The organism is Noviherbaspirillum malthae, assembly GCF_015352985.1.
Classification (GTDB): Bacteria; Pseudomonadota; Gammaproteobacteria; order Burkholderiales; family Burkholderiaceae_D; genus Noviherbaspirillum; species Noviherbaspirillum malthae.
The window spans coordinates 1-12257 of the sequence record NZ_JACYXF010000117.1; the positions used below are offsets into that span (position 1 = coordinate 1).

The 12257-nt window shown below is 60.0% G+C and carries 11 protein-coding genes and 1 pseudogene; 7 read left to right on the plus strand and 5 right to left on the minus strand.

Annotated elements, in window-relative coordinates; all coding sequences use genetic code 11:
- Both IGW03_RS36140 and IGW03_RS39210 read left to right on the plus strand, forming a co-directional pair.
- Positions 1-516: hypothetical protein (locus IGW03_RS36140; protein WP_228536313.1), on the plus strand; the 516-nt coding region annotated here is incomplete at its 5' end.
- A gap of 501 nt (positions 517-1017) precedes the next feature.
- Positions 1018-1245 carry a lipocalin-like domain-containing protein gene (locus IGW03_RS39210; RefSeq protein ID WP_369122968.1) on the plus strand — a complete coding sequence of 76 codons (228 nt, stop codon included), beginning with the start codon at positions 1018-1020 and terminating at the stop codon, positions 1243-1245.
- Positions 1246-1446: 201 nt separating this feature from the next.
- On the opposite strand, the gene IGW03_RS36150 is transcribed toward IGW03_RS39210, so the two are convergent.
- Positions 1447-2619, minus strand: coding sequence for an NADH:flavin oxidoreductase/NADH oxidase (locus IGW03_RS36150; protein ID WP_194727223.1), 1173 nt, complete (start codon positions 2617-2619; stop codon positions 1447-1449).
- 687 nt (positions 2620-3306) lie between these two features.
- On the opposite strand from IGW03_RS36150, the gene IGW03_RS36155 reads away from it, so the two are divergent.
- Genes IGW03_RS36155 through IGW03_RS36175 form a run of 5 tightly spaced genes read left to right on the plus strand, consistent with a single transcriptional unit; the run spans position 3307 to position 6594 of the window.
- Complete coding sequence (locus IGW03_RS36155; RefSeq protein WP_438943707.1) at positions 3307-3525, plus strand: alpha/beta fold hydrolase; 219 nt, start codon at positions 3307-3309, stop codon at positions 3523-3525.
- Between the two features lie 12 nt (positions 3526-3537).
- Positions 3538-4392: an SDR family oxidoreductase gene (locus IGW03_RS36160; RefSeq protein ID WP_194727224.1), complete on the plus strand. Its 855-nt coding sequence runs from the start codon at positions 3538-3540 to the stop codon at positions 4390-4392.
- A gap of 53 nt (positions 4393-4445) precedes the next feature.
- Complete coding sequence (locus tag IGW03_RS36165) at positions 4446-5606, plus strand: low temperature requirement protein A (RefSeq protein ID WP_194727225.1); 1161 nt, start codon at positions 4446-4448, stop codon at positions 5604-5606.
- Positions 5603-5749: a hypothetical protein gene (locus IGW03_RS36170; RefSeq protein ID WP_194727226.1), complete on the plus strand. Its 147-nt coding sequence runs from the start codon at positions 5603-5605 to the stop codon at positions 5747-5749. Before IGW03_RS36165 ends, IGW03_RS36170 begins: the two co-directional genes overlap by 4 nt.
- An 11-nt stretch (positions 5750-5760) precedes the next feature.
- A complete protein-coding gene (locus tag IGW03_RS36175; RefSeq protein WP_194727227.1) occupies positions 5761-6594 on the plus strand; it encodes an aldo/keto reductase in 834 nt (277 codons plus the stop codon).
- Positions 6595-6817: 223 nt separating this feature from the next.
- Here IGW03_RS36175 and IGW03_RS36180 read toward each other — a convergent pair whose 3' ends face one another.
- The 4 genes and pseudogenes from IGW03_RS36180 to IGW03_RS36195 all read right to left on the minus strand — a co-directional run.
- A complete protein-coding gene (locus IGW03_RS36180) occupies positions 6818-8200 on the minus strand; it encodes an NAD-dependent succinate-semialdehyde dehydrogenase (protein ID WP_194727228.1) in 1383 nt (460 codons plus the stop codon).
- 74 nt (positions 8201-8274) lie between these two features.
- Complete coding sequence (gene clpB / locus IGW03_RS36185) at positions 8275-10857, minus strand: ATP-dependent chaperone ClpB (RefSeq protein WP_194727229.1); 2583 nt, start codon at positions 10855-10857, stop codon at positions 8275-8277.
- Between the two features lie 158 nt (positions 10858-11015).
- The gene (locus tag IGW03_RS36190) at positions 11016-12113 is read right to left on the minus strand and encodes an alkene reductase (protein ID WP_194727230.1); all 1098 of its coding nucleotides are present in this window, start codon (positions 12111-12113) and stop codon (positions 11016-11018) included.
- A gap of 26 nt (positions 12114-12139) precedes the next feature.
- A pseudogene (locus IGW03_RS36195) lies at positions 12140-12257 on the minus strand (IS5/IS1182 family transposase); the annotation flags it as partial.

Below are 12257 nucleotides of genomic sequence, written 5' to 3' on the forward strand. Positions count from 1 at the left end.
TCAAAGTTGTACCGTTGCAAGCGCTGCAGTGCCTCTGGCGTCAACATGGTCGCCTCCAAGACAGGACTTCGTCTCCTTCAGACCTCCAGCGCCAGAGGCGGTTCGCTTAACCGTGGGATTGGTATAATGACCGTACTTGTTTCCGTCAAGATCAATGATGGCGTCGTGATGGCAACAGACAGTGCGAGTTCGTTCGCCAATGGAATGATTTACAACAGTTTACGCAAAATCGTCCATTTGCGAGAAGACCTCCCAGTTGCCGTAATGATTACCGGGGCGGGCGGCATCGGCAACGAGTCGGTGGCCACGTTGCTCAAAGACCTGGGGCAGCGCTTCACCGGTATCGTGCCCGAGCGCCATGACTGGAAGATCGATGCGAACGACTACGACATTGAACGGATTGCAGTACGTCTGCGACAGTTTCTCTTCGAAGAAAAGGCGGTGCCGCATGGAGCGACTACCTGGACCAAGGTGCGGGTGTGCGGCTACTCGGCATTGAGGTTGATGATGCGTTAGAGATCGCTGAACAGACGGAGGTGTAGCAATGGGTCGGTTAGCGCCCATCTCCCGGTATAACAGGGAGCTTACCGGCCATTTCCGGACGTTCGAATTTCGATCTATCACAGCGACGCATTTGAACCATAGGTTGAGGCTGAACAAACAGGCCGGACGCGCCTTCTTACCTCGAATGGCCAGCCCGAAGAGGAAACGTTCTCGGGTATTGATATGCGGTATCAATCGGACATAAGACATTCGATTTGCGGAACCGATTTTGTCCGAGCAGGGGCACCATGAGATTCGGCCTGATTGCTGCAGTACCTTCGGCATTCGTACTTTTCACTCCGGTCTCCTGCCTCGCAGCGGCGCAGGCCAGCAAAAGTCCCTCAAAGAACAAATCGTAGGAACCTGGAAGTATCTGTCCGTGGACAACGTCAAGCCGGATGACAGATAACACCTCTGTTCGGTCCTAATCCCCAAGGCCGCACAGCGTTTGACAGCAAAGGAAACTACGTGCTGATGACCTCTCGTACTGACCAGCCAAAGTTCGCGTCCAATGACCGTAACCAAGGCACCAATGACGAGTACAAGGTGGTGGGGCAAGGGTCGACTGACCACTTCGGTAGATACGAATTCAACGAAGCTGACAAAACAATTACCTTCACAATAGAAACAAGCACGTTCCCGAACTTGAATGGCAATTCCCGGAAGGGACCATTCAGCATTTCCTGCAACGAGCTGAGCTAAGATGGGTAACTTCGTCCGCTTCCACCGGAGGTTGTGCTGAAACGTGCCGATTAGGGACGTCAATGAGCGATCAGCACAGACTTGCCGAGGGCCGCTTCGGTTGTATCCTACCGGTGAGGGGCGAGTTACTGAAGAAGTCTCACAGTACCGTGGCAAGCGGCTTCACGCGTCAGAGGCGGCGGTCCGACTGTCCCGATTGTTTCATTTCGCCCGGCGCTTCACTGCGTAGCCGTACTGGACCGGCCAAGCCGGCTCTTCCTCGAATGCATGCTGGGCCTTTAGCGCCCAGTATGGCTCGCGCAGCAGTTCGCGTCCGACCAGCACGATGTCCGCATCGCCCCCAGTGACGATCTCGTCGCCTTCCTTCGGATCGGTGATCAGCCCCACAGCGCCGGTCGGGATGTCGGCGTCATCGCGGATCCTCCGGCTGCACGGCACCTGGTAGCGCTTGGCCACCGGAATGCGCGCGGTCGGCAGGTTGCCGCCGGTCGAGACGTCGATGAGATCGACACCGAGCCCCTTTAGCCGCCGAGACAGTTCCACCGATTGCTCAATATCCCATCCGCCCGGCGCCCAGTCAGTGGCGGATAGCCGCACGAACAGCGGCAGCTCGTCAGGCATTGCGGCCCGTAGTCGCTCGGTGACACGCAGCAGGAAGCGCATCCGGTTGTCTAGGCTGCCGCCGTACTGGTCATTGCGCTGGTTGCTGTGGGGCGACAGGAACTGGTGCAGTAGATATCCATGCGCGGCGTGGATTTCAAGTACCTTGAACCCTGCCGCGAGGGCGCGCCGCGCCGCGGCCTCAAACGCGTCGACGATACCGTCGATGCCCTTTTCGTCGAGCGCGACGGGCGTCGGATCGTCCGGATAAAAAGGGATCGGACTGGGGGCGACGACTGGCCAGCCACCCTCGGCGGCGGTTTTCAACGTGGCGCCGCCCGTCCAGGGTGCCGCGGTGCTCGCCTTGCGGCCGGCGTGCGCCAGCTGAATGCCGGCCACTGCGCCCTGGCTGTGGACGAAGCGGGCGATGCGCGCTAGCGGCTCTATGTGCTGGTCGCCCCAGATGCCGAGGTCGCCCGGAGTGATGCGGCCGTCCGGGGTGACCCCGGTGGCTTCGACGATCACGAGGGCGGTGCCGCCGACCGCACGGCTGCCCAGATGCACCAGGTGCCAGTCGTTGGCAATCCCGTCCTCGGCCGAATACTGGCACATTGGTGCCATGGCGATGCGGTTGCGCAGCGTGATACCGCGCACGTCCAGCGGGCTGAGCAGGTCAACCTCCGGCACTTCCCGGTCGTGCGAGGCGTCCGTCATGGCACCGTGGGGGAGAGCCTTTACCGCTGGGCTCAGAGACTGCGCAACATCGGGGTTCATGGCTTGCCTCCGATTTCAGATGAATAGTCAGTTTAGGCAAGGATTGGGAACATAAGTTGCGCGGCGCGTTATCTAGGCAGCAGGCATTGATTTGCAGCATGCCGTCCCAGGCGTGACTAATAAGCCGTATGTCGAATGTCTGCCGTGGGCGAGCCCGCAGTCGCTGGCCGATTTCAGCTTCGCTCACCAAGTGCACTGGTGACCAATCAAGACCGGCTTTCTTTGCCAATGCGACGTACTTTCAGACCACTACTGTTGAAAGAGCGAAAGAACGCGCGATTCGTTCATGCGAAGGCTTCACGTGCATCTTCAGGCGCAGAATACCCTTGATCATTTCGGCAGATACCCTGGGACCGCTCACAGCTGTCTTCCAAATAAAGAAAGGAATATCTTTTAAGTGAACAGTTGAGAATAGGACGATCGATAAGTTCTTGCATCTTTAATCTATGCCAGAGCGAGGCAGGATTGGGCAATCCCAGTGCGGAGGGGTGGCTAGTAACGCGAACTCAACTCACCGAAAAAACTGGTCGCAATCAGCCGAAATCCTTCTGCAAAAGTCACGGTGCATCTTCATTTCAGTTCGTGCCGATGCTATCGTCCCGGCCAGCCCTATCGTCCGTGGCATAACCGAACTTTCCGTAGTAGAGGGCCTCAAAGAGAAGGCACCCCAGCGAGGGAGAGAGATGGATGGCTAACACCATTTCGATCAGCGACGGGACCACGATCTACCACAAGGATTGGGGAGGGGAAAGCGGGCAGCCTATCATGTTCAGCCACAGCTGGCCCCTCGATGCCGATGCCTTCGAAGACCAGATGTTTTTCCTGGCAGCCCACGGATACCGCTGCATCGACCAGATCGTACCGATCAAGGCATCGGCCATGCTGGTCTTTATCAGGGGGTTGTGAAGGGAGGGCCTCATGATTCTGTTGACAGGCGCAACCGGTAGCATCGGGCGGGCGACGATGACCGAGCTGCGCACAGCGAATGCCGCATTCAAGGTCGCGGCGCGCAACCCGGCGGACTTGCACGCGCTGGGCGTACCGAGCGTAGTCTTCGACTGGGATCAGCTCGGCAGCTATCTGCCGGCGTTGCAAGGCGTGGACCGGCTGTTCCTGCTCACACCCAACAGCGAGAGGCAGGTCGGTTACGTCTTGCAGGCCGTCGCGGCAGCCAAACGGGCTGGCGTCAGGCACATCGTGCGCGTGTCCGTGATGGGTGCCGATGCCGAGCCCGGCATCATCTTGGGCCGCCAACATTTCGTCGCCGAGCGCGAAATCCGCGCCAGCGGAATCGGGTGGACCATGCTGCGTCCAACCTTTTTCATGGACAACTTCATCAGGTACTACGGCGTCGATCCACACAAGGACAGCCAAGTCTACCTGCCCAACGGCGATGGCAAGGCGGCCTGGGTCGACCCGGCCGACGTGGGCGCAGTGGCGGCCAAGGTACTGTGCACCGATAGCTACGCCGGCAGCGTCATCGACCTGACCGGGCCGGAACTGCTGTCGACTGCCGAGGCGCTCTCTGTGCTCGGCTCGGTGCTGGGCCATCGCTATGCCTACGTCGACGTGTCCGAACACGCGGCGCGCGAGGCGATGGAAAAGACCGGCATTCCGGCCTGGCTGGTGGATGCGTTCCTGGAACTGAACGCCCTCATTCGGCAGGGCCATGCCGCAACGCTCGCAAGCGGCGTCCAGCAGGTCCTGGGCCGGCCGCCGCGCTCGATGCGCGAGTGGGCCGCCCGCCTCAAGACGGCACCCGGTACAGCGTAAGAGGACTGGCCGCCGCTCGCGGCCGACAGGCGCAAGGTAGACACGCAGGCAATATGCAAAACACAAAATATTTCGAGGCCAATCGCCGTGCCACTTGGCTCGAGTTGTTCTTCGACCTGATATATGTGGTGACGATCGGTGACGTCACGCATATCCTGAGCCATACGCACGAGGGTCATCTCGACCCGCTCCAGTTCTGGAAATTCGTGCTGATTTTTATTCCTTTGTGGTGGATTTGGGCCAGCCACACAATGTATGCCAACCGGTTCGACGCGGATGACCGAAAGCATCGGCTGGCAACCCTGTTCATCATGTTCCTGCTGATTATCATCTCGGGCTTGATCGACCAACGATTCGTGACCAGCTTCGAGACCATCGTCGTCTGCTACGTCGGTGCGAAATACATCATCGCCATGATGTATTTCGTGTCGAAATACCGCCACAAGGAAAGTGTAGAACTCACAACGGTAGTTGGCTGGGTGACCGTCACTGGTGCAACCATCAGCCTCGCTTCGATCCTGTTCCCGGCGCCACAGCAATATGTCGTGTTTTACCTTGGGATACTGTTCGATCTGGTCGCGTTTATCTTTTTTTTGCCGCGTCGTCTCCAGGTCATTTCAGTGCATACGGAACACCTGATCGAGCGTGTGGGCCTGCTGACGATCATCATACTGGGAGAGTCCGTTTTCAGCCTGTCCACGGGACTGGCCAACATCAGCTGGACTGTGGAGAGGCTGCTGACAGCCGCGACCGGCTTCATGATGATATCGAGCATTTGGTGGGTCTACTTCAACAGTTTTCACCTGCTGACCGAACAGAAGCTCACGACCGGCCACTCGGTCCTGTACTCGCACCTTTTCGTCTTCATCGGCCTGTCGACTCTAGCCAGCCTGATCCGGCACGCGATCTTGGACGACATGACGGTGTCCGATTTCCGGGTACTGTCGGTCATCGGCGCGGTCTGTTTTTTCATTGGCAAGCAGTACGGCTATTTCATGGAGCGTCCCGAGCTGCGACCCCAGCTGGTTGTCAACACCCTGGTCGTTTTCGTGTTGACCGGGTTCGCCCTGCTATTGCCCAGAACCGATTACATCCTGTTGGGTCTGACCGCAATGGTGATTTGTTATGCTTTCCTCAGTCTCAGATACCTGAACGTCCCACGCGAACGTCACGCCCATCCGCGAAACAGCGCTATCACAGGAGACCAGCCATGAGCGACACAGCAAATTATCCAGCCACGATGCGTGGCCGGACCATCAGAGTCTATGGCAAAGAGATGGTGCTGATGGACGACCTGCAGGTTCCGACTCGTACTCAGGACAACATGACCCCATCCAATCAATGCAGGCTCAGATGACAGGAGCAGTCATGCGCAACACCAAACTTTCTTCGGGCGAGGAAGTGCCTGTGCTCGGACAGGGCACATGGGGTTTCGGGGAACGTCCCGAAAACCGCCAGAACGAAATCGACGCGCTGCGGTCCGGTATCGACATCGGTATGAAACTGATCGACACCGCAGAAATGTATGGCGACGGCGCGGCCGAGGAACTGATTGGCAAGGCGATCGAAGGACGCAGGCAACAGATCTTCATCGTCGACAAGGTGCTTCCACGGAATGCGACGCGAAAAGGAACAGTCGCGGCCTGCGAGAACAGCCTGCGCCGCCTCGAGACCGACCGCATCGATCTGTACCTGTTGCACTGGCGCGGCGCGATTCCGCTGGCGGAAACGCTGGCGGGTTTCGACGACCTGCTACACGCGGGCAAAATCCGCTACTGGGGTGTGAGTAATTTCGATGTGCCGAACATGGAGGAAGTCTGCGGGCCGCCAGGCGAGTCGGCGGTTGCAGCCGACCAGGTGCTCTACAACCTGATGCGGCGAGGCATCGAATACGACCTGATGCCATGGTGCGAGCAGCGCGACATTCCGATCATGGCGTATTCGCCGCTGGAGCAAGGCCGCCTGATGGGGAACCCCGAAATTCGGCGCATTGCCGATGCACATTCCGCCACGCCGGCACAGATCGCCTTGGCCTGGGTGCTGCGCAAGGAGCGCGTGATTGCGGTGCCGAAGGCCAGCACGCCCGGGCATGTCAAGCAAAACCGGATCGCGCTGGACATTCATCTGACGCTGGACGAGCTTGCCGCACTGGACCGCGCGTTCCCGCCGCCCGACCACAAAGTGCCTTTGGAAATGATTTGAGCCAGTACGCCCCAATGCAAAGCGACGCCTTGTTCCAATCCCAAGTCATAATATGCCAAAGGAGACCGATGAATTTTTTCGTCTGGCGAGGCGCGGGAGGAATCCATGGCAGGGCTAGAGCGCTTTCGGCCTGACTGGATGACCTGACGACTGCGATCGACCCCAAGCTGGCGCTGCCGGACCAAGCAGCGCCTGATCCGGCCAGGTGCGATAACGCAGATGCTCAGGGCGGTGCGTCGAATTCAGTCACCACAACCAGTTTCTTGTCGACGAACTCTTGGATGCCGACATCGCCGAGCTCGCGCCCGTAACCGGAGCGTTTCACGCCGCCGAACGGAAACTCGGGCGCGGTCCAGGTCGGATGATTGATATACACCATGCCCGAATCGATCTTGTCGGCCACCTGCTTGCCGCGCTCGATATCCTTGGTAAAGACCGAGCCGCCGAGGCCGAACCTGGTGTCGTTGGCAAGCTTGACCGCCTCGTGCTCATCGGCGACACGGAAGTACAGCGCCACCGGCCCGAAGAATTCCTCGTTGTAGGCGGGATTGCCGCGGTCGATGTTACTCAGGATGGTAGCCGGCATGAACGCGGCTGCGCCGTCGACCGGCTGCCCGCCCATCTCGATGCGGGCGCCAGCCGCCACCGCCCGGTCGACCTGGTCCTTCAAGCGCCTGAGCGCCTCCTTCGATGACAGCGGCGCCAGCGTGGTCGCCGGGTCCATCGGATCGCCCATCTTCAGTTCGCCCAATGCCGCCTTGAACTGCTGCAGGAATTGGTCGGCGAGCGGCTCGACCACGATAAAGCGCTTCGACGCCACGCAGCTTTGACCGGCGTTGTGAATCCGGCCCCAGACCGCCCACCGCACCGCCAGCGGCAGGTCGGCGTCTTCCAGCACGATGAACGGATCGCTCCCGCCCAGCTCCATCGTCGTTTTTTTTAACCCGTGGGCGGCCTGCGTGGCGACCACCGTGCCGGCGTCCTCGCCCCCGGTCAGCGCCACGCCGCGTACCCGCGGATCGGCGATGATGCGTGCGATCTGGTCCTTGTTGACGCGCATATTGGTATAGGCTCCCGTGGGTGCTCCCGCGTCATCGAGCAGGTCGGCGAAGGCCTGTGCGCATTGCGGTACGTTGGACGCATGTTTCACCATCAAGGTATTACCCGCCATCAGGTTCGGCGCGACGAAGCGCGCCAGCTGGTAGTAAGGGAAGTTCCACGGTTCGACGCCGAACAGCACGCCGAGCGGAGCGTTCATGACCGCCGCTTCTCCCGTGTCCGAATGGATGCGCTTTGGCTCGAGGAAGCGCTCGCCGTTCTCGGCGTAGAAGTCGAGGATGTCGGCACTGAGCTGTACCTCGGCGCGGCTCTCCTTGATCAGCTTGCCCATTTCAAGCGTCACCGGCCGTGCAAACTCGTCGAAACGGGTTCGCAAGGAATCCGCTGCCGTATGCAGCACTTTCGCACGATGATCAAACGACGCGCGTTTCCAGTGCCCGAAGCACTGCTCCGCGTTCTGTAATGCAGTCTCAACCTGCTCGTCGGTAAAGTCCTCGAAGGTCTTGATGACCTGTCCGTCGTACGGATTGACGCTCTGGTATGTCATGTTGCAGCCTCTTGCGCAGGAATACTGCGATGAAGTGAGTAGGATGATTCAACGCTTGCCGATGACAGTCCCCGTCAAGTCGCCTTTTCGAACACCAGCCGACCATTCCTGACGTCTGCCAGGATAGTGTCCTTCGCCCCGAACCGCCCCTCCAGGATGGCTTTGGCCAGCGGATTTTCGATTTCCTGCTGGATCGCCCGCTTGAGCGGTCGCGCGCCATACACTGGATCGAAACCGGCCTCGGCGACTTTCTGCAGAGCGGCATCGCTGACCTTGAGTGACATCTCCGACTTGGCCAACCGCTTTTCGAGCACCTTGATCTGGATCCGGGCGATTTCGCCGATGTTCTTCTCGTCGAGCGCATGGAATACCACGATCTCGTCGATCCGGTTGATGAACTCGGGCCGGAAATGCGACTTGACTTCAGCCATCACCGACAATTTCACCACCTCCGGATCGCTGCCTTCCATCGACTGGATCTTGTGCGAACCCAGATTCGAGGTCATCACGATCACTGTGTTCTTGAAGTCCACCGTACGCCCCTGACCATCCGTCATGCGGCCGTCGTCCAGCACCTGCAGCAGCACATTGAACACGTCGTGGTGCGCCTTCTCGACTTCATCGAGCAGGATCACGCTGTACGGCTTGCGCCGCACCGCTTCGGTCAGGTAACCGCCTTCTTCATAGCCCACGTAGCCCGGCGGGGCGCCGATCAGGCGCGCCACCGAGTGCTTTTCCATGAATTCGCTCATGTCGATCCGGATCAGCGATTCTTCCGTATCGAACAGGAACGCCGCCAGCGCCTTGCACAGCTCCGTCTTGCCCACCCCGGTCGGCCCGAGGAACAGGAACGAACCATACGGACGGTTCGGATCGCCAAGGCCGGCGCGAGAGCGCCGGATCGCATCCGACACGGCCACGATTGCTTCATGCTGGCCTATCACGCGCTTGTGCAATTCGTCTTCCATGTGCACCAGCTTGTCGCGCTCGCCCTGCATCATCTTCGATACCGGGATGCCGGTCGCGCGCGACACCACTTCGGCGATCTCCTCGGCTCCCACCTGGGTGCGCAGCAGACGCGCCTTGGCCGACTTGGCTTCCCCAAGGTCAGCCTGTTTCAACTGCGCTTCCAGTTCCGGCAGCTTGCCATACTGCAGCTCCGACATCTTTTGCCAGTCGCCGCGGCGTCGCGCTTCGTCCATCTGGAATCGCACATTTTCAATTTCTTCCTTGATATGGGCGCTGCCTTGCACCGCCGCCTTTTCGGACTTCCACACTTCTTCCAGGTCGGCATACTCACGCTCGAGCCGCTGGATTTCTTCCTCGATCAGGCCCAAGCGCTTTTGCGAGGCTTCATCCTTTTCCTTTTTCACCGCTTCGCGCTCGATCTTCAGCTGAATCAGCCGGCGGTCGAGCTTGTCCATCACTTCCGGTTTTGAGTCAATTTCAATCTTGATCTTGGAAGCGGCTTCATCGATCAGGTCGATCGCCTTGTCCGGCAAAAAACGGTCAGTGATGTACCGGTGCGACAGCTCGGCCGCCGCGACGATCGCCGGGTCGGTGATTTCCACGCCGTGGTGGACCTCGTATTTTTCCTGCAAGCCGCGCAAAATCGCAATCGTGGCTTCCACGCTGGGCTCGTCGACCAGAATCTTCTGGAAGCGGCGTTCCAGCGCGGCATCTTTTTCCACATACTTGCGATATTCGTCCAGCGTGGTCGCGCCCACGCAATGCAGTTCGCCGCGCGCCAGGGCCGGTTTCAACATGTTGCCGGCATCCATGGCGCCTTCGGCCTTGCCGGCGCCTACCATGGTATGCAGCTCGTCGATGAAGACAATGGTCTGTCCTTCATCCTGGGCCAGCTCTTTCAATACCGCCTTGAGCCGTTCCTCGAATTCGCCTCGGTACTTGGCGCCAGCCAGCAGCGCCGCCATATCGAGCGACAGCACGCGCTTGCCCTTGAGGCTGTCGGGTACTTCGCCATTGACGATGCGCTGCGCCAGGCCTTCGACGATGGCGGTCTTGCCCACGCCCGGTTCGCCGATCAGCACTGGATTGTTCTTGGTGCGGCGCTGCAAGACCTGGATGGCGCGGCGGATTTCATCGTCGCGGCCGATTACCGGGTCAAGCTTTCCGAGGCGTGCCCGCTCGGTCAGGTCCAGCGTGTATTTCTTCAGTGCTTCGCGTTGGCCTTCCGCTTCCTGGGAATCGACATGGCCGCCGCCGCGCACGGCATCAATGGCTGCTTCCAGCGCCTTGCGCGTCAAGCCGTGTTCGCGCGCGGCGCGGCCAGCTTCGGACTTGTCTTCAGTAAGGGCGAGCAGCACCATCTCGCTCGCGATGAACTGGTCGCCATGCTTCTGAGCTTCCTTGTCGGCCAGATTCAATAAGGCCGACAGTTCACGGCTCACCTGCACTTCGCCGCCGGTGCCGCTGACCTTGGGCAAGCGTTCGAGCGCGCTCTCAAGCGCCTTGGTCAAGCCGCCGATATTGACATTGGCGCGCTGAAGCAGTGACCGGGCGCCGCCATCTTCCTGCTTGAGCAAGGCGATGAGCAAATGCACCGGGTCGATATACTGGTTGTCATTGCCCACAGCCAGGCTTTGGGCATCGGCCAGGGCTTCCTGTAATTTGGTTGTGAGTTTGTCGGGACGCATCTTGAACGCTCCTTGAAGGTCGGGAGAATGGAAAACTCAAGAGTGATAATGCTTGCCGCGGTCAGGCTGCATTGGTGTTTCACTGACACTCTCTCCTTGATATTGCAGGACTCTGACAGAGCAGGGCGGAACATCCGTCCCGTCTACCTATGCGTGCATCACCGCCAGCTTTCATCCACGCAGGGGCTAGGCGCCTCGCCACGCGTTTGCGCCAGGTTCGGGTAGTCGGTGTACCCTTTCGCACCGCCGCCGTAAAAGGTGCTGGGGTCCGGAGTATTCAGGGCCGCGCCCAGTCGGAACCGCTCCGGCAAGTCGGGAGTGGACAGGAAGCCGCGGCCGAACCCGATCAGGTCGGCCTTGCCTTGCGCAAGCCATTCATTGGCGCTGCCGTGGTCAAAACCGCCGGTCAGGATGAGCTTGCCCCGGAATGTCTTGCGGATCATGTCGAGCATGCGCATGGCCGAGGGATCGGGTGCGTTACCCTTTTCGAGCGCGGCAGCGGCTGGATTGATGACATGCAGATAGGCAGGTCCGAACGCATCCAGCTGCTTGACGATATGCCCGAACGTGGCCTCCGGGTCGTCGTCGCTCACATCGTTGAAGGTGCCCAGCGGCGACAGCCGCACGCCGACACGCTCGCGGCCCCAGACCTCGCTGACAGCCGTTGTCACCTCCATCAGAAGGCGAGCCCGGTCCGCGGCCGATCCGCCATACTGGTCGACACGCTGATTGGTCTTGGAACAGATGAACTGGTCGATCAGGTAACCGTTGGCGCCATGCACTTCGACGCCGTCGAAGCCGGCTTGCAGCGCATTCGTGGCGGCTCTCACAAACTGGCTGACGAGGTAGGGCATTTCCTCGGTCTGCAGGGCGCGCGGGGTGACGAAAGGTACCAGTTCGCCTTCGCCCTGGTCGTTCTCGATGAAGGCCTGGCCGCTGGGACGGATCGCCGACGGGGCGACCGGCAGCATGCGGTCCGGCTGCAGCGCCGGGTGCGAGATGCGGCCGACATGCCACATTTGCAGGAAGATCCGCCCTCTGGCCGCATGCACGGCCGCGGTAACCAGGCGCCAGCCTTCGACCTGCTCCCGGCTATGAATGCCCGGCGTCCAGGCATAGCCCTGGCCCTGCATGGAAACCTGGGTCGCCTCGCTGATGATGAGGGCGGCTGAAGCGCGCTGCGTGTAGTACGCGGCGTTCAGAGGACTCGGGACGTTGCCTGGCTGGCGTGCGCGCGAGCGCGTCAATGGGGCCATGACAATGCGATGGGCTAAGAGCGTGCTCAGTATCTTTTTAACAGGAGAGCGAGGAACGCGAGGACAATGAACTGTTCGCTGGTATGAAGCTTTCGCTCACAGTTTTTCCAGAGACGACGGCATTTTTCAAGCCATGCGAAGGAC

Coding starts and splice junctions, on each gene's coding strand:
- IGW03_RS36150 (WP_194727223.1), bottom strand. CDS start 2,619: ATGAACCCCGATGTTGCGCAGTCTCTGAGCCCAGCGGTAAAGGCTCTC.
- clpB (WP_194727229.1), bottom strand. CDS start 10,857: ATGCGTCCCGACAAACTCACAACCAAATTACAGGAAGCCCTGGCCGAT.
- IGW03_RS36170 (WP_194727226.1), top strand. CDS start 5,603: ATGAGCGACACAGCAAATTATCCAGCCACGATGCGTGGCCGGACCATC.
- IGW03_RS36155 (WP_438943707.1), top strand. CDS start 3,307: ATGGCTAACACCATTTCGATCAGCGACGGGACCACGATCTACCACAAG.
- IGW03_RS39210 (WP_369122968.1), top strand. CDS start 1,018: ATGACCTCTCGTACTGACCAGCCAAAGTTCGCGTCCAATGACCGTAAC.
- IGW03_RS36160 (WP_194727224.1), top strand. CDS start 3,538: ATGATTCTGTTGACAGGCGCAACCGGTAGCATCGGGCGGGCGACGATG.
- IGW03_RS36190 (WP_194727230.1), bottom strand. CDS start 12,113: ATGGCCCCATTGACGCGCTCGCGCGCACGCCAGCCAGGCAACGTCCCG.
- IGW03_RS36180 (WP_194727228.1), bottom strand. CDS start 8,200: ATGACATACCAGAGCGTCAATCCGTACGACGGACAGGTCATCAAGACC.
- IGW03_RS36165 (WP_194727225.1), top strand. CDS start 4,446: ATGCAAAACACAAAATATTTCGAGGCCAATCGCCGTGCCACTTGGCTC.
- IGW03_RS36175 (WP_194727227.1), top strand. CDS start 5,761: ATGCGCAACACCAAACTTTCTTCGGGCGAGGAAGTGCCTGTGCTCGGA.